Below are 16,833 nucleotides of genomic sequence, written 5' to 3'. Positions count from 1 at the left end.
CGCGTGCTCCGGAACCTCCTCGGCGGGACCGGCCTGCGGCAATCCGGCCGCTGAGGAGCCGATGGCCCAGCCGGTGCCCGCATCCGGGACTTCACCGGCGTCGCCCTGCGCGGGCGCGACCTGGCTCGGCGGCCCGGTCGGCGGCGCGGTCGGCGGCGCGGTCGGCGCCGAGTACAGGCGGTCCATGTCCTGGTTCCGGACGGACGCGTCGGCGGGCACGTCTCCCTGCTGGCGCAATGTCTGCCGCCAAGCCGCCGCCAGCTCCGCCTGCCGGGCGGACAGCTCGCAGACGGCGCGCATCGTCGCCTCGTACCGCTCCAGGTGCACATCGGTCTGTCCGCCGGGGATCACCGCCGACGCCCCGACCACCAGGCCCAGTTCGTTGTCGCCAGCGGCCACCTGCCCGGGGAACAGGATCTGACCGCCACGGCTCCAGATCGTGAAGCCCGCGCGCACGCCGTTCAGGTGGACCCGCGCGTCCTCAAGGTCCTGCTGTGCCGCCTTCAAGGCCGCCTCTCGCTGGCTCACCTCCTGGGTGAGCTCACGGCACCGTTCCTCGGCGGCCTGGAGCTCCCTCTCGTACCACAGGCGCGTCCGCTCGCTCTGCTGCATGGTCACTCTCCTTCATCTGTCACATCCCGTGCCGGGGTGCCGGGGCGCCCCGGCACGGGTCGGGGGTCAGATCCAGTTGTCGATCCAGGCCAGGCCGCCCCTGTCGAGCGTCAGCTTGGCGCGGGTCACGGTGACGTAGGCGAGCATCGCCTCGTCCGCGGGGATGTCCAGCGGCCTGCCGTCCTCGTCCTTGTGGCGGGGCTCGCGGAAGTCGTCGGCGACCTTCACCGAGTCCCACTCGCGGCCCTTGGCCTTGTGGGCGGTGCTGATCAGGACGTCCGGGGTCACTGTCCGCCGCCCCCGCCGAGGGCTGGGACGTGCCGGGTCCGGTACCAGCCGGTCCACGGCGTCGATCACCACGTCCGGGCCCCACTCATCGATCAGCCGCACGAACGTCAGCAGGTCCGAGCCGGACGGGTCGGACTCGGCGTACTCCTGCACCTCGCCCCAGGTCTGGAAGGCGATCAGCTCGGGATGATCGGTCCCGGCACCGGCCTTGAGCTGGATCGCGGCCTCGGCCAGACGGCGGATCCCGTTGCCACCGCCGACCAGCGCGACGCGCTTGCCCTCTCCCATCAGCCGCATCGCTTCGGCCATCGCGGTGGAGTTCGTCCGGCACAGCAGCGCGTCCGGCGACTCCACCGGCGCCAGCACCGACCTGATCCGGTCGAACCCCTTCAGCCGCAGGTCCGCGCCCAGCATCTCCAGCCACTTGTTGGCCTCACGCGCGACCCGGGGGCCGAACCGGAACGACTGGGTGAGCATCCGCCGCGTGCCGCTGAACTTGCTCATGGCGTCGACGGCGCCGTTCCACCCGTAGATCGCCTGGCAGCGGTCACCGACCATGATCCGCTGGGCATGGGCCTGGCCCTCGACGATCTGCGCGATGATCGGGTTGGCGTCCTGCGCCTCATCGAGCATCACGTACTCAACGGGCAGCCGCGGGCCGCTCAGCGCCCACATCTTCAAGTAGTGATCGTGCTCGAACCTCAGGCGCCCGTCGACACTGCGAATGTCGCCCCACGCCTTGCGCGCCAGGGGCACCAGGGCGTCGCGCAGAATCTCGCGGTCGGCGTCGGAGTCCAGCCCGGGCTTGCGAGGGACGTGCCACGGCTCGGGCTCGGGGGAAGCACTGCGGCAGTAACGGGTGATGGTCTCCATGACCATGCGGGCGACCTGTGGCGGCGCCAGGATCTTCTCCGACAGCCGCAGCGGCTCGTTGATCCGCAGGATTCGGGCGACCTCCCGGGCCGGGACGCGCGCGGCGTCCAGGCGGTGGGCGTACCGCTTGCCTACCGCCCCGAACGCCAGGCCGTGCGCGGTCGAGCACTGGACCTCGCGGGGGAACCTGCTTTTGGCATCCTGGGCGATCGCCTTGTTGTAGGCGACGTACACGCCGCGCTTGCCGGGCTTGGCCTTGGCGACCTGCACGAGCGTGGTCGTCTTGCCGGTTCCCGCTCCCGCCTCGACCACCATGTCCTCCCCGGTGCGGGAGGTGTCGATGATCTCCTGCTGCTCGGGGGTGGGGGGCTTCTCACCCATGTCATCCTCCTGCCGTCCAACCGCTCGCTATGTCATCAAGTTTGGCCCAATATGCGCACTTAGTCAACCCACAAGGCCAAACCTGGAGACATAACGGCGGAGGGGGCCGCTGCTACCGCCTCCCACTCCGGCACCAAGCAGGACTTCCGTTCGGACCGATGTCGCGGACACGACGCCTCCGCGCGGGCACCAGCTCCTGTCCCACCGACCGCACCGGCACCAGACCACTGGCCCACATAGGTACGGCGACGCGGCATTCACCAATTGGGTCGCGGGTACGACGCCCCCGCGCGGGCCGCCAGCGCCTCGAGACAGTGCCCGCAGAGTGTCATGGGCTCCGGGCTCCCGTCCGTGCGTCACGGGCCCTGTCTGTCCGTGCGACCAGACCGGCATCGCACCTCGGGCCGTCACCGGCCGTCGGCACGGCGGTGCTGTCTCCGTCCATGTCGCGGGCATGAACCCCCCGCGCGGGTTGCGGAGAATCTCGATGCCCAGTCGCGGGACATCAAGCCTCCCGCGCAGGCGCAGAACCGCCTCCATCCGGGAACGCCTGTGGCTTTGTGCGCGCGTCGCGCGGCCCGCCCAGGGTTGCTGCTGAGGAACTCGATCTCTCCGGTCGCGGGTACGACGCCCCCGCTCGGGCATGACTCGGCCGCCGTGCGGCGTCCGCCGTCCGCCGGCGAACCCGCTGGCAGGCGACAGCCTGGAGGGCTCGGGCACGACGCCCCCGCTCGGGCTGCGGAGGAGTCCACGACTCGATCGCGAACCAGCTCCGATCGCGAGTCGCGGGTCCGAAGCCCCCGCGCGAGCACGGCCGCGCCCCTCACGTGGTCCAGCAGAGCCTCGCAGGAAAGGCGCCTGAGTGGCGAAGTCGCGGGTATGAGGCCTCCGCTCGGGCGCACGCCAGGTCACGGCCGCTGACCGTCCTTGCCGTCCCAGCCCTGGTCCTGGTCGCCACTCTCGGGCCGCTGCGTCTCCTGCGTGTGCTCAGCCTGCACACGGTCAGCGACCGTGAGCAGCACGATGCGCTCCTTGGCGGTGATCCTCTTCGCCGCTGGCGTCCGCAGCCACTGGATCACCTCGCCGACGAGCCGACCGCTCATGGGGCGGCCTCACCGGAGCCGCCCTCGCCGCCCTGGTGGTCCTGGTCGTCGTGGCGGTACTGCAGGCGGGCAAGCAGCCCCGACAGCCTTCCCCCGGCCAGCGCGCCGTTCCGCGCGGCGGTGATGACCTGCTCACGCAGATCCGCGTCCGACTTGAGGATGAACGCGCCGGTCGGCTCGTGGTAGGTCAGCTCGGCGATCCTCGTCTGCTCACCCGTGGCCGGGTCGGTGACGTAGCCGCCGTTCTCCTTGGCCTCCTTGAGCCTGGCCTCACGCCAGACCGGCCGCACCCGGCGGCGCACCGCGTCGGGCCGGTGCTGGCGGACCAGTTCGACGATGTCCGGGTCGGTCGCCGCGGCCGGGTCGATGAACTCCTCGACCTCGTTCGGCATGTGGGTGGCGACCCACTCCAGAAAGACGTCCTCGAACACCTCGATGTCCACGGGGCCGTCCTTGACGGTCACCGTCGCGACCTTCCGGCCGCCGGGCAGCCGCACCGACAGCTTCTCGATGCCGTCCTCGGCCGCGGCCTTGGCCAGCAGCGGCTCGGCCTCGGCACGGGCCCTCTTGTAGTCGGCGTTGGCGATGTCGGCCAGCGCGGAGGTGACGACCAGTCGCAGGCCGGTGTCCTTGATGTTCATGCCTCCGCCTTTCCGGCCGCTGCCATGTCCGTGTCCTTGGCGCCGTCGGCGCGGCCGCGCGTCCGCCCGCCGTTGCCGGCGGCCGAGTCCTGGGCGATGTAGCTCTTGAGGCGGTCGATGACCTGTTCCGCCTCGCGCCTGGTGAGCTCGCTGCTGGAGGCGATGTCGCGGCCGATGACCTCCCTGGTGAAGGCCAGGCGCGCGTCACGGTCCTCGGCCATGGGGGTCTGCTTCCACAGGGCCTGCATGCGCTTGTGCAGCTCCTGGGAGGCCGCCATCCGCTCCCAGCCCAGACGCCTGATCATCTGCGGCAGAAGCTCGTCCTGGCCGCGCTCGTTCGGCACGATCACCGACTCGTAGCGGCACGCCTTGGTCTCCTGCAGCAACTCCCCGAGCCGCTCGAACCCGGTGGCGGGGTCGCGCGCGTCCTCGGCGATCTGCTCGGGGGTCCGCTCCGGCCGGGGCGACACCAGGTTCGGCACCTCCCAGTTCGCCGGGTCGTAACCCAGGTGCTCGAACACCAGCCACTCCAGGGACCAGTTCTTCTTCAGCCGCATGGGCCGGTCGACACCGGGCTTGACGCCGCCGGTGACCTTCCGGCAGCCGACCAGCAGCGGGGGCTCGTCGCGGGACAGGCGCACCCAGCAGGACGCCCGGTAGCCGATCTGCTTGTTGGCCTCGACGCGGTAGTCCGTGCGGCCCTCGAGCGGGCGGCCGGTGGCCTCATCGAACGCGGCCGTCTGCTTGCCTCTGGCGAGCATGACGACGATGCCGGGGAACGTCATCAGCAGCCGCATGACCTGGTAGTCGCGGTCGTTGGCGTCGTTCCACAGGTTGGGCGGGATGAAGATCTCGGCGTTGGGGTCCTGCTCCAGCCGCTCCCGGTTGACCCTCGACGCCTTGGCCCGGTTGTTGGTCCACGCCCGGATCAGGTCCCATTCGGCGCTCATCGAGTCGATCGTCAGCAGGACCGGCTTCTCACCGGCCTCCCGGGCGGCCTGCGCCTTGCCGTAGACCCACTGGATCGCGCCGTAGAAGTCGGCGAACGAGCCGTCGTGCTCGATGATCTCGTAGTCGGCGCCGGGCACCTGCCCGTACTCCTCGGCGGTGACCTCGCCGAACTCGATCCAGTAGGCGTCACCGACCTTGTCCGAGCCGGTGAACTGGGCCGCCGTGTAGGACTTGCCGACCTTCTCCGGCCCCTCCAGCAGGATCAGCGGGGGCGCCGGTCGGCCGGACGGCCGATGCGTGCGGTACTCCCTTGGGGTGTCCATGACTCCTTCACTAGGGTGTGGATCGGATGGTTGACAGGACGGCGGGGCCGCAGGTGTGACGGCTGGCAACCCCGCCCTCCGAAACCGGGACCTGACGGGCCTGTCAGGTCCCGGCGGCTTCCTTCGGGCGCTCGGCGAGGGCGTCCACGGCGTCCCGGACGCGCTGGTCGGCGTCCTCCTGCAGGCGCATGGCGTCCTCGTCGGGCGCGCACTGGTCTCGGTCGTAGTCACCGCGGCCGATGTCGGCCTGGTGCTGGAGCGCGGCGACCAGCTCGCCCAGCAGGATCGGCAGGTCGATCTCGCGACACTGGCAGTAGGGGGCGATCTCGCCCAGCGGTCCGGCCAGCAGCCCGGCCAGCGCGCAGCGAATCGCGCTGGTTCGCTCCGGGCCGGGCGGTAGCGCGGCGATCTGGGGGTCCCGGGCGGTGAGGATCGTCAGGATCTGTCCGCCGTGGTTCTCCCAGCAGTCCTGGGCGATGTCCGTGATCCGGTCGCGGGCGTACTCGGCCTCAGCCCGCTCCTTGAGCCTGAGGTCGGGGCGGATGGTCACGACGACCGGCTCGGCGATCGCGCCCTCCCGCCACAGGTCCTTGACCAGCTTGACGACCTCGTCCTCGCTGCCGCCGTCCAGCTCGGTGACCGGCTCGCCGCTGGGGCGCATCCCGATGACACCGACGGTGAGGATCGGGGCCCTCATGCCTCCTCCGTCTCGTCCTGCCGGGCCTCGTCCTGCCGGGTCTCGTTTTGCGAGGGCGGGTCCCCGTTCAGCAGGGCGAACACCTCGGCGGACCGGTAACGGCGGTGGCCGCCGAGGGTGCGGATGCTTCCCAGCCTCCCTTCCGACGCCCAGCGCCCCACGGTCTTGGGATCGACCCGAAACAGCTCCGCGACCTCCGCTGCGGTCAGCAGCGCCTTGTCGGCGAGCTCGTGGTTCATGTCTCTGTCTCGTTCCTTCTCTCGGTGTCAGTGCAGGCCGCGTGCAACGCGGCGGAAGGGCCAGTCGGGCGGGAAGGCGCCGTCGCCGTAGCCCAGAGGTTCGGGGGCGTGCAGGTCGCGCCAGATCAGCAGCCGACGACCCGGCTGCGCCGGGGCGGGAAGGTTGTGCATGATCCTCATCTGCCTGCCGCGTCGGCGGATCACGTCGCCGGGCGCCAACTCCTCGGCATCGACGATCTTCTCTTCGGTCCTCATGTGGGCGGCTCCTTACATGCGGGGGATGGCTCAGCGGCGCCGGGCGGTGCGCCGCGCGATGGGCTGGCGGTCGCCAGCGGCGATGATCGCGGCGAGGTTGTCGTCACTGAACGACAACCGACCGGCGATCAACGTGGAGGGGAACGTGCGGGCCGCGGCCCCCTTACGCAGTGCCGACTCGGAGATGCCGATCAGCTCGGCGGCCTCCGCCGGAGGATGCGTGTGCGGGCAGGTGACCTCGCAGCGGTGCGTCACCCCAGGGGGCGGTGCGGCCTTGCGGGTGTAGGCGTACGACTTCTCCTCCGCTTCCGATTTGTCCGTCCTGGCCTGTTCCATGCGAGAACAGTACAAGCCGTTGCTAGTTATTACAAGTAAGTACAAGTCTCGGAGATGTCTCGTCTGAGAGGTACGCCCCTGCACGCCGGGGCCATGCAGCCGCCCCGAGGTGTGCATGTCGATGCTTGTGACTACTTGTCAGTGCACGCTGATGCATGTAACGGCGCGTAGATGCATGGACCTACGGGCGCGCGTCCGGCATGATCGGGGCTGGTCCAGAGGAGGTTCCACCCGTGAACATGAGCAATCAGCCAGCCCCCGAGCACATCCAGGCAGGACGACTGATCAGGGATCGTCGCAACGACCTAGGTCTGACTCAGGCTCAGGTGGCCGCCGAGGGCGGCCCCTCGGTCAAGCTGCTCTCACAGCTGGAGAACGGGCACCGCTGGGACTCGTTGTCGGCCCGCAGCCTCACGCGCCTAGAGAAAGTCCTCCAGCTCCCCAAGAACACACTTACCACCCAGTTGTCCGCCGCCGCCTACCCCGAGTGGATCGGCGAAGACCTCGGCCTGCGGCGGATCTGGGACATCACCGAGCTACCCGAGCACGAACGCGAGATCGCCATCCGCAGCCTGATCACCTACCGCCAGGCCATGACCGATCAAGGCATGCCGAAGAGCCAGGACAGATCGGCTTGACCACCTCTCGGAGGCGGCACGGACGCGCACGCTGACACCAACGATTACTACCTGTCCGCTTCCGGTCAGCTTCGGGAGGCAACCTTTCGGGACATGCCAAGATCACGCCATGTCTCCTGATCAACTTCCCCCCGTGGAGATCGACACCGAGAATCCCTCACCGGCCCGGGTGTACGACTACGTGCTCGGCGGCAAGGACAACTACGCGGCCGACCGGAAGGCCGCCGGCCGAGTCCTTGAGATGGAGCCGCACGCCCGCGACTCCGCCGTGGAGAACCGCCGGTTCCTGGCACGGGTCGTCAAGCACCTCGCCGGGCAAGGGATCAAACAGTTTCTCGATCTCGGTTCCGGGCTGCCGACCATGGACAATGTCCACCAGGTCGCCCGGCGCCACGTTCCGGACGCTCGTGTCGCGTATGTCGACTTCGATCCGATGGTGCTCGCCCACGCCCGCGCCCTGGTCAAACCCGACGAAGGCGTCACCTACATTCACTCCGACATCCGCGACGTCGACACGGTCCTAAAGGGAGCACGCGGCCTGCTGGACCTGAGCAGGCCCGTGGCGTTGCTGGCGATCGCGGTCCTGCACTTCGTGCCCGATGAGGATGACCCGGCCGGCCTGGTCGCGACCTACGCCAGGGAGCTGGCCTCCGGCAGCCGGGTCGCGATCAGCTGCGCCTCTACCGAGGACGTCAGCCCAGAGCTCGTGAACCGGATCCGCTCGGTCTATGACAACGCGCCCAGTCCCCTTTACCTGCGCCCGCGGGACCGAATCCGCGGCCTGTTCGGAGACCTGGAGCTGCTGGAGCCTGGCCTGGTCCATGTCACCGACTGGCCCGTGCCCAGCGGCGCGGCCCGGCTGCCGCTGACCATGCTCGGCGGAGTGGCGATGATCCCCTGACGGCTCACGCCTCGCTACAGGTCATGGTCGCCTTGCTTCACCCGCTGGAGGAGGACGCGCCATGCCTGAGAGGTCATCGCGAGGATCGGTCCCTCGGGATCGCGCGAGTCACGGGTCATGATCACGTCGCTGGCAGCCTGAGCGACCTCGACGCACTGCCCATGAGCGTCGCTAAGGCTGGCCTTCCGCCAGGCCAGATGGCGCATCGGCGTCTCCCCTCGTAAGCCGTGCCGCCGCGTCGGCGATCATGGAGAGGGTAGCGTCCGTGGAGAGTCCGACGCCAACCAAGCGCTCGTACGATTCCGCGAACACCGCGACGCTACCCGGGTCCTCGACCCAGTAGTCGCCGACCGGGGTCTCCACGTACACGACCTCGGGATCGTCAGGATCGTCGAACGTCAGGATCATGAACGGGCCAAGCGCGGGAACGACGCCACGGCTGAACGGCACGACCTGGACATGGACATCTGGCAGCTGCGCCATCTGGTGCAGATGTCGCAGCTGTGCGTGCATCACCTCTGGACCACCGACCACCTGGCGTAGCGCCCCTTCGCCGATCACTGCCCAGAGTCGAGCTCCGCCGTGCAGGCGCTCCTGACGGCGTGTCCGGATGTCGACCAGGTCATCGACAACGTCGTCGGGCAGGTCGGGCGCCCGGCTCGTGATCAAGGTCCGCGCATATCCAGGGGTCTGCAACAGGCCTGGGATGAGCAGGGGCTCGAAGTTCCGCAGGTTCGTGGCCTCGTCCTCCAAGCCGATGTAGGTCGCGTACTGTTCGCCGAGGCAGGGATAGGAGTGCCACCAGCCTCGCCGTCGCGCATCCTGGACCAGCTCAAGGATCTCCTCGCGGGCCTCGCCGCTGACGCCATACACATCGAGCAGTCGTGAGACCCGGCTGACCTGTGGCTTACTCATCTTGCCGTTTTCCATCCGGGTCAGCGTGGAAGCGGAGTGCCAGCCGCACTCCCGGGCGATCATGTCGGCCGAACGGCCATCAGCCTCGCGCAGTTCACGCAGCAGCCGCGCCAGGCGCCGCAACCGCACCGTGGGGCTCTGACGACGCACGTCATCTCCCGTAACGTAACTTTTTACCCAAGTTTCGTAAATATGGCAGACCCCCCGAACGTAGCATCGCGGGCGGGATTCGCATCTTGCGTATCCCGGTTACGTTCTGCATGATTTTCCCTTGCATAGCGATCAAGACGATCACCCTGGAACCGATACACAGGTCAAAGGGGTCATCTGCGCAGCAGCAGTGGTCACGGAGAGTATCCGGTGATCTGGCCCAACGGGGAGGCTCCATGCACAGAGCAAGGTCACACCGGCGGATCAATCGTCTACGGCAGGCACTTCACCAGCGCGATGCCGAGATCCACGAGCGCGACGCCGAGATCGAACGCCTACGCCTGCTCGTTCAGGCACTCGGCGGGAAGCGCCACGTCGACACGCCCCCACCCGCCGAGCTGACTGCTGCCCTGCACACGATGACCGCTTCCGGCCAGAGTGCGGTCTGGGTGCCCGTCCGTGACGGCGAGCCCCCCGTCCTGTGCATTGTCCAAGGCGGCCAGCCCGACCCGCTCGCCGAGACCCGCATCTGGCACTGGGTGCTGGAGAACTACCCCACAGACATCGACGCCGACGCCACTGCTACGCCCCTGCAAGTGACCTTCCAGCGCGAGAACTTGCCCTCACGGCTGCTGGCCGCCGTGCTCCCCGGGGCGACCGCCATGTACTCCTCCAGCCTTACCGGTATCCACGCCCGCCAAGTCCGCGACAGCGCCCGCCGCGCCTACCGAGCCCGCTACCGCAGTATTCCCGTCTGGGGATTGGTCACCGGACCGCTGTTGCTGGCACTGCGCGATGTGGAACGGTTCGTCAGCGTCGTCCCGGGCCTGGCCGCACCAGCGGCCGCCTCTGTCGGCACCGCCGCCACCGCGGCCGCCACTGTCTACATCCTCGGCCTCCAGCCGCCCTCGCCCGGCACAGTTCCCAAGGCGGAACCGTCAGCCACGGTGACACCCCTCAGCCCCACAGCACCGCTGCCGACACCACTACGGTCCAAGCCCGTCGGCGACCCCGCCGAACAGCGCGAGTCCGACGACCCCGAGCCCGAAGGCCCCGAGCCCACGCAGCACGAAACCGACGAGCGCCATCCCAACCGCAACGACGCCACCGCTACCAAGCGGCCCGCCCCTCTCAATCCCAGCGCCACCGCCTCTCCCGAGCCGGCCCCGTCCAACCAGCCCCAGCCGGAACCGACCACCACACCCCCCAGCTTCCCCCCCGGCGAAGACCCTGCCCGTCTCCCCAGCGAACCCGGGCACCAGATCAGCCCCTCCCCAGGCAACAGCGACCTCCAGCCCTACAGGACGCCCTACGCCAGCGACCCTTCCGGCCACCGCACCAGATCCCGACCGCACGCCCCCGGCCGCCACCCGACAACCAGTGCCCTGCACGACCCCCGAACCACCAAACCGCTGCGGTTCAACCACCGCCCAGCCTGACTCCTGACCGACCCCACCTCCCCCGGTGAGCACCCCCAATGGCCTATGCCGAGAAACGAGGCCGACACTGGCGCGGCCGCTACAAGCAACCGCCCGGAGTCGTACCGCTATGGGGCACCATCGCCCGCGATCCCGACACCGGCCTGCCCTTCACCCGCAAGGCCGACGCCCTAGGCGCAGCCGAGGAACGCGAGGTGGAACTGCGCCTCCTCGCCGCCGAATGGAACGGCCCCGTCGTCGAGGGACTCTCCATCGAGCAATGGCGGGAAGCCCTCGAAACCCAGAAGCGAGGAGGCCGCGACCCGAACGCCGGAAAAATCACGTTCGAGCAATGGTGCCGCTCCTGGTTCACCGCCCAGGACCTGGAGGAGACCACCGAACTGCGGTACCGCTACCTGATCGACCACTTCCTCATCCCCGCGTTCGGCAATCGCAGCCTCGACACGATCGTCGACCACGAGGAGATCGCGGCCTGGGAGAAACAGGTCCGTCAGACCCCCAAACAGCAGGGCACCGGCAACTATGCCCCGCGCACCGCAGCCGACGCCCGCTCCCTGCTGGCCACCATCCTCGGCGACGCCAAGGCCGCCGGGCGCATCGAGGCCAACGCCGCCGAGAGACGCCGCGGCCGCGGCCGCAAACGCACCCGCCGACGCGCCAGGGCCCGCAGCCCGGAGAAGGCATGGCCGACCCCGCTGCAGGCGCTGCTGGTGGCCGAGCGCACCGCGATCATGTCCGGCCGCGATGACGAGTTCGTGCTCGTGGTAACGATCGCCTGGACCGGAATGCGCTGGGGAGAAGCGATCGGCCTGGAGGACGAGGACGTCGGCTACCTCGACCGGATCGAGCTCGACTGGCAGCTGCGCGAGGCCGGCGGCCGGTTCACCAAGGTCCCGCCCAAGGACGACTCGGCCAGGAGGATCGACAAGCCCCCCTTCCTCGCCGACCTGCTGTCACGACAGGTACAGGCGCGGCAGACCGGTCGCTGCGGCTGCCCGGACCTGCGCTGCGGCGGTGCCGGGCGGTACCTGTTCCTGTCTCCTGGCCAGTCCTCCAGCAACAAGCGGCCTGGCCACCACTCCCGGTCGGGGTTCGCCGACCGCTACTGGCATCCGGCCGCCGACGGCGCCTACCCGCAGGAGGGAGGCAAACGGCCTCGACCGGCCCGGCCCGTGCTCGTCGACGGGATCACCGGTCTCCCGCTGCGCCCGCCGTGGCCCTATGCCGTCCCCGGACAGGACTGGGAGCCACCCCGCGGCCGCGGGGTCACCCGCTGGGACCTGCGCCACGACCTCGCCCTCACCACCTGGCTCCCGATCAAGCAGGGCCTCACCCCGCACGGGCTGCGGCACGGCCATGAGGTCTGGATGCAGGAGGACGGCATCCCCGAAATCCTGCGGTACGAGCGTATGGGGCACATCATGACGGGCATCAAGAGCGTCTATTCCCACGTGTCCCCGGTCATGAGGGCGAAGCTGCGCGACGCGCTACAGCGGCGCTGGGAGGACGCGCTGGCGCAGCGGGCCGCGATGGACCGCGCCGCCGGCGAGGCCCCGCACTCCCCCGTCGCTCTGCTCGACGAACTCCTCCAGGCCCACGAGCGCAAGCTCCAGGCGGCCCGTGGGCCAAGAGCGGTCATGGCTTGATCCAGATCTGAGTCGTGGGATACGAAGCCTCCCACTCGGGCGTTGACCTCCGAAAGTCATCCTGAAAAAGGTCACAGGATGTTGAGCTTCCCGCTCAGGCGCCATGCCGAATCCGGATGGAGTCGCTGTCGCGGATATCAAGCCCCCGCTCGGGCACCACACCAACCCGTATGGAGTCGCTGCCGCAAGGTTCCATCTTCACACGGTCGCGGGTATCAATCCCCCGCTCAGGCTCAAGCTCTGGTTGTCCAGGCTATGTCCAGCAGCGCGGCAACGAGCTCGTTTAGACGTTACGACGCCGTGTCCAGGCGGCTTCCATGTCATCAAGATGATGCGGGTACCAAGCTCCCCGCTCAGGCGTTGACGTCCCCGGTCGCATGTTCCGGGCAGCGCGACATTTGCGCCGCGGGTATGAGACCCCCGCTGGGGCGGCACGGTCACGGCGGAATTACCCCGACGACCGTCGCGAGCACCAAGCCCTCGCTCAGGCTGTGACTCCTTTTGAAATGCGAATCCCTCTCCTAATGACTCGCGGGTATCAAACCCCCGCTGGGGCGCAGCAGCATGCGTCCGCCGCCAATGGCATTGGACGTCATCCCATTCACGTCGCAGGTATGAGGCCCCTGCTGTGGCGTCATGGCACGGCTCGGTTGCGGGCAGCCGGTCCCGCTCGCAACGCCGCTCTGGCATGTCGGCCTTGTCGCGGGTGCCGAAGCCCTCCCGCTCGGGCGTGGTCGGCCGCGTGCCGAACATCCCGGGGAGCCGCTGTCACGGCCTGTTCATCACGTCGCAGGTATGAGGCCCCTGCTGCGGCGTCCCGGCGCGTTGATACCTCTGCCGAAGTACATCGAGCACGATCGTCGCGGGTAGGACACCCCCGCTCGGGCATTACGGGCGTGCTGCATGCTGGCAAGGTCGCCGGGTAGGAGGCCCCCGGCTCGGGCGTGGCCGCGCAGTATTGATCGCTGGAGCGACACGTTTGCGGTTGTCGCGGGGCAGACACCCCCGCTCGGGCTCTGTCGCCGCCCAGTTGGCGCAGCATGTCGGGCGTCTCCACCAGGTCACTCAGTCGCAGGTGTCAGGCTCCCTGCTCGGGCATCGCGCACACACGTCGGGTGGTATTCGGCCGGAGGCGTTCGGGTCGACATCCCTCAGGGTGTCGCGGATACGAAGCCTCCGCGCGGGCGCTATCCCTTGCTGTCCGCAGCCCGAGCCATCCCGCCTCGCTGAGGACCGGCGACGGTGAAGGCTACCGCCGCCGCTGCCCTGGTCACCTTCCGAACAACTGTCGCAGGTACAAGGCCCCTGCGCTGGCGTTTCAAGATCGTCTCCCAAACGTCTCCCAAACCGGGAGACGATAGGAGGCCGGACGGCCGGAAAACCGTGCCTGACCTGGGTGGGCGATACTGGGTTCGAACCAGTGACCTCTTCGGTGTGAACGAAGCGCTCTCCCACTGAGCTAATCGCCCCGGCGGTTCTGCCTTGCGGCGTTCCCGACGACCGAAAGACTAGCGCATGTTGGGGGTTGTTCGCGCATCGGAGCGGAGATCGGCCGGGCGGATGAGGGCGCGGGGGCGCGGCCGGCGGGGTGGGGGGAAGGCGGCGCCCCTGGTCAGCGGGGGTGGCGGCTGAGCGCGGGAGGTGTCCGAGAGCGCCGGGAAGATCGCGAAGCCGTCCGCGAGCACGGGCCGGAATGGAGGCTCGGCGTGAGGGGGCTGAGGGCGCGGGGTGGGCGCCAGGTGGAGCTGGCCCGGGTGGAGAGAAGGGGGTGAGCGGGGTCGGGCGGACGCTGGGGGGGTTACTGCCAGGGGGTCAGGTCTTTGACGTTCCAGGGGAGGTTGAAGCCGTAGACCGTCAGGTAGGCGATCACGGCCGCGCCGGCGAGGATGCCGCCGATGACCGCCAGGATGGTGTTGCGGCGTTTGGTGCGGGGGTCGAGCGCCTTCTCCTTGGCGCGCTCGGCGGCCTGGCGGGCGTGGTGCAGGGCACGCTGGGCCCAGGCGAACTCGGTGGCCAGGATGGCCAGGCCGACGACGATGCCCAGGATGCCCGGTCCGGGGGTCACCATCATCACCAGGCCCCCGAGAAGGACCGTGGCGCCGACGGTGAAGACCCCGATGCGCCACGTGGTGTGGAGCAGCGGGTTGCGGCGGATGAACGCCCGGAACCGCACGAAGCCCCCCGGCTTCTCCTCCACCCCCTCCACAGGCGGGGGTGGGACGTCCTTTTCCTGGTTAATTGCCATCTTATTACCCTAGGACACAATGACGGTCGTCTCGGCCCGCAGAACCCAATTCGGCAATCATTAACGCGTCCTCCATCGTCGCAGATCCGCGCCGACACCGTCCGGCCACCGCGCCCGGGGGCTCCATGATCCGTTTTTGCCCAGGTCAGGGGCTTGGTCACGGAGCGTGAGGTGAGTCACACGCGGCTGCGGGAACGGAATGTTCCCCCGCGCTCACTCAGTTACGCGTCATAGATCGCGGGGATGTCCGTGGGTGGAGTGAACTCCGACCGGGAACGCCCGCGTGCGAGCGGGACCGACGTCCGAAGGAATGGCCATGAACAGCAGTACCACCGTCTCGGCCGAGCTGGGCCTCCGACTCGTCGTCCCCGACCGCACGACCGTGCCCCTGCTGGCCGGGCTGGAGTACGCGGCCGACGACCCGTACGCCATCCGCATGGCCTTCCATGTCGGCGACGGCGAGCCGGTGGAATGGATCTTCGCTCGGGAGCTGCTGACGGTGGGCATCGTGCGGCGGGCGGGCGACGGCGACGTGGAGGTGTGGCCCGCCGGGCCGGACGAGGACGACGGCACGCTGAACCTGGCGCTGTCCTCGCCTTTCGGAAACGCGCGGTTCCTGGTGCCCCTGTCCCCTTTGGCCGACTTCCTCCACCGCACCTACAAGGTGGTCCCGGCGGGACGGGAGCCGGAGTTCATCGACATCGACGCCGAGCTGGAGAACCTGCTGTGGTCGTCGTGACCGGTCACTGGCTCAGCCGGGCGATGTGCCGCATCTTGTTCATGGCGTCCAGCGCCGCCACCTTGTAGGACTCGGCCAGCGTCGGATAGTTGAACACCGCGTTGACCAGGTAGTCCACGGTTCCCCCGCAGCCCATGACGGTCTGTCCGATGTGCACCAGCTCGGTGGCCCCCGTACCGAAGACGTGCACCCCCAGCAGCGACCGGTCCTCGGGCGAGACCAGCAGCTTGAGCATCCCGTAGGAGTCCCCGATGATCTGGCCGCGAGCCAGTTCCCGGTAGCGGGAGATCCCCACCTCGAACGGCACCTTGGCCTCGGTCAGCTCGTCCTCGGTGCGGCCGACGAAGCTGATCTCCGGGACGGTGTAGATCCCGATGGGCTGCAGCTCGTCCAGCCCGGACACCGGTTCGCCGCAGGCGTGGTGCGCGGCCAGCCGTCCCTGTTCCATGGACGTGGCGGCCAGCGAGGGGAATCCGATCACGTCGCCGACGGCGTAGATGTGCGGGACCTCGGTGCGGTAGTCGCCGTCCACCGTGATGCGGCCGCGCGCGTCGGCGGTCAGCCCGGCGGCCGCCAGGTCGAGGTCGCCCGTCATGCCGTGCCGGCCCGCCGAGTACATCACGGTGTCGGCGGGGATCCGCTTGCCGCTCTCCAGCACGGTGATGGCGCCGTCCCGGCGGCGCTCCACCGAGGCGACGCTCTCGCGGAAGCGGAACGTCACGGCCAGGTCGCGCAGGTGGTACTTGAGCGCCTCGACGATCTCCAGGTCGCAGAACTCCAGCATCCGCTCGCGCCGCTCCACCACGGTGACCTTGGTGCCGAGCGCGGCGAACATCGAGGCGTACTCGATGCCGATCACCCCGGCGCCGACCACGACCATGGTCTCGGGAATGCGCTCCAGGCTGAGGATGCCGTCGGAGTCGATCACGGTGCGGTCGTCGAACTCGACGCTGTCGGGGCGGGCGGGACGGGTGCCCGTGGCGATGACGATCCTGTCGGCGGTGACCTTGTGCTCGCGGCCGTCGCCGTCGCTCACCCCGACGGTGTGGGGGTCGAGGAAGCGGCCCGTGCCGGACAGGACGGTGACGTGGTTGCGCGCCAGCTGGCTGCGGATCACGTCGACCTCGCGGCCGATGACGTGCTGGGTCCGCATGCCGAGGTCGGCGACCGTGATGTCCTCCTTGACCCGGTAGCTCTGCCCGTACAGCTCGCGCTGGTTGAGCCCGGTGAGGTAGAGGACCGCTTCGCGGAGGGTTTTGGAGGGGATCGTCCCGGTGTTGATGCACACGCCGCCGAGCATGGTGCGCCGGTCGACGATCGCCACCCGCCGGCCCAGCTTGGCCGCGGCGATCGCGGCGCGCTGTCCCCCGGGTCCGGAGCCGAGCACCAGCAGATCGAAATCGCTCACGGCCCCCAGTGTGACGGGACGCCGGGGCGGCCCATAAGCCCTTAGCCGGGACG

General features: G+C 69.1%; 17 protein-coding genes and 1 tRNA gene. 5 read left to right on the top strand and 13 right to left on the bottom strand.

Going from position 1 to position 16,833, the window contains the following annotated elements; translation table 11 throughout:
- Positions 1–678 precede the first annotated feature (678 nt).
- The 8 genes from ABD811_RS25235 to ABD811_RS25200 form a co-directional block, all read right to left on the bottom strand.
- Entirely contained in the window at positions 679–2,154 is a 1,476-nt protein-coding gene (locus ABD811_RS25235; RefSeq protein WP_344952425.1) for a UvrD-helicase domain-containing protein, read from the bottom strand.
- A gap of 908 nt (positions 2,155–3,062) precedes the next feature.
- Positions 3,063–3,257 carry a hypothetical protein gene (locus tag ABD811_RS25230; protein ID WP_344952423.1) on the bottom strand — a complete coding sequence of 65 codons (195 nt, stop codon included), beginning with the start codon at positions 3,255–3,257 and terminating at the stop codon, positions 3,063–3,065.
- On the bottom strand, positions 3,254–3,898 hold the full coding sequence (locus ABD811_RS25225) for a hypothetical protein (protein ID WP_344952421.1): 645 nt from the start codon (positions 3,896–3,898) through the stop codon (positions 3,254–3,256). Before ABD811_RS25225 ends, ABD811_RS25230 begins: the two co-directional genes overlap by 4 nt.
- Positions 3,895–5,172, bottom strand: a complete 1,278-nt coding sequence (locus ABD811_RS25220; protein WP_344952420.1) for a hypothetical protein — start codon at positions 5,170–5,172, stop codon at positions 3,895–3,897. The genes ABD811_RS25225 and ABD811_RS25220 overlap by 4 nt, the downstream gene beginning before the upstream one ends.
- Positions 5,173–5,275: 103 nt before the next feature.
- On the bottom strand, positions 5,276–5,869 hold the full coding sequence (locus tag ABD811_RS25215; RefSeq protein ID WP_344952418.1) for a hypothetical protein: 594 nt from the start codon (positions 5,867–5,869) through the stop codon (positions 5,276–5,278).
- Positions 5,866–6,108 (bottom strand): BldC family transcriptional regulator, encoded by a 243-nt coding sequence (locus tag ABD811_RS25210; RefSeq protein WP_344952416.1) that lies wholly within the window; start codon positions 6,106–6,108, stop codon positions 5,866–5,868. The genes ABD811_RS25215 and ABD811_RS25210 overlap by 4 nt, the downstream gene beginning before the upstream one ends.
- A gap of 27 nt (positions 6,109–6,135) precedes the next feature.
- Positions 6,136–6,363 (bottom strand): hypothetical protein, encoded by a 228-nt coding sequence (locus tag ABD811_RS25205; protein WP_344952414.1) that lies wholly within the window; start codon positions 6,361–6,363, stop codon positions 6,136–6,138.
- 30 nt (positions 6,364–6,393) lie between these two features.
- Complete coding sequence (locus ABD811_RS25200) at positions 6,394–6,699, bottom strand: hypothetical protein (RefSeq protein ID WP_344952412.1); 306 nt, start codon at positions 6,697–6,699, stop codon at positions 6,394–6,396.
- 239 nt (positions 6,700–6,938) lie between these two features.
- On the opposite strand from ABD811_RS25200, the gene ABD811_RS25195 reads away from it, so the two are divergent.
- On the top strand, positions 6,939–7,337 hold the full coding sequence (locus ABD811_RS25195; protein ID WP_344952507.1) for a helix-turn-helix domain-containing protein: 399 nt from the start codon (positions 6,939–6,941) through the stop codon (positions 7,335–7,337).
- A gap of 133 nt (positions 7,338–7,470) precedes the next feature.
- Positions 7,471–8,238, top strand: a complete 768-nt coding sequence (locus ABD811_RS25190; protein WP_344952410.1) for an SAM-dependent methyltransferase — start codon at positions 7,471–7,473, stop codon at positions 8,236–8,238.
- Between the two features lie 14 nt (positions 8,239–8,252).
- Here the strand turns inward: ABD811_RS25190 and ABD811_RS25185 are convergent, their stop codons facing one another.
- Both ABD811_RS25185 and ABD811_RS25180 read right to left on the bottom strand, forming a co-directional pair.
- A complete protein-coding gene (locus ABD811_RS25185) occupies positions 8,253–8,444 on the bottom strand; it encodes a DUF397 domain-containing protein (protein ID WP_344952408.1) in 192 nt (63 codons plus the stop codon).
- Positions 8,410–9,303 (bottom strand): helix-turn-helix domain-containing protein, encoded by an 894-nt coding sequence (locus ABD811_RS25180; protein WP_344952406.1) that lies wholly within the window; start codon positions 9,301–9,303, stop codon positions 8,410–8,412. The genes ABD811_RS25185 and ABD811_RS25180 overlap by 35 nt, the downstream gene beginning before the upstream one ends.
- Before the next feature lie 236 nt (positions 9,304–9,539).
- On the opposite strand from ABD811_RS25180, the gene ABD811_RS25175 reads away from it, so the two are divergent.
- On the top strand, positions 9,540–10,742 hold the full coding sequence (locus ABD811_RS25175; RefSeq protein ID WP_344952404.1) for a hypothetical protein: 1,203 nt from the start codon (positions 9,540–9,542) through the stop codon (positions 10,740–10,742).
- Positions 10,743–10,780: 38 nt separating this feature from the next.
- Entirely contained in the window at positions 10,781–12,388 is a 1,608-nt protein-coding gene (locus tag ABD811_RS25170) for a hypothetical protein (protein ID WP_344952402.1), read from the top strand.
- Between the two features lie 1,397 nt (positions 12,389–13,785).
- On the opposite strand, the gene ABD811_RS25165 is transcribed toward ABD811_RS25170, so the two are convergent.
- Both ABD811_RS25165 and ABD811_RS25160 read right to left on the bottom strand, forming a co-directional pair.
- Positions 13,786–13,857: transfer RNA gene (locus tag ABD811_RS25165), tRNA-Val, on the bottom strand.
- A 329-nt stretch (positions 13,858–14,186) separates the two neighbouring features.
- Positions 14,187–14,633, bottom strand: a complete 447-nt coding sequence (locus ABD811_RS25160) for a PGPGW domain-containing protein (protein WP_344952400.1) — start codon at positions 14,631–14,633, stop codon at positions 14,187–14,189.
- Between the two features lie 316 nt (positions 14,634–14,949).
- Here ABD811_RS25160 and ABD811_RS25155 point away from each other — a divergent pair, with 316 nt between their 5' ends.
- Positions 14,950–15,372, top strand: a complete 423-nt coding sequence (locus ABD811_RS25155) for an SsgA family sporulation/cell division regulator (protein ID WP_285493991.1) — start codon at positions 14,950–14,952, stop codon at positions 15,370–15,372.
- Between the two features lie 4 nt (positions 15,373–15,376).
- Here ABD811_RS25155 and sthA read toward each other — a convergent pair whose 3' ends face one another.
- Positions 15,377–16,780: a Si-specific NAD(P)(+) transhydrogenase gene (sthA, locus tag ABD811_RS25150; RefSeq protein WP_344952397.1), complete on the bottom strand. Its 1,404-nt coding sequence runs from the start codon at positions 16,778–16,780 to the stop codon at positions 15,377–15,379.
- Between the last annotated feature and the right edge of the window lie 53 nt (positions 16,781–16,833).

This window comes from Actinomadura miaoliensis (assembly GCF_039536785.1).
GTDB classification, from domain to species: Bacteria; Actinomycetota; Actinomycetes; order Streptosporangiales; family Streptosporangiaceae; genus Spirillospora; species Spirillospora miaoliensis.
Note: the sequence above shows the minus strand (reverse complement) of the source record. Positions and strands in the feature narration are given on the sequence as shown.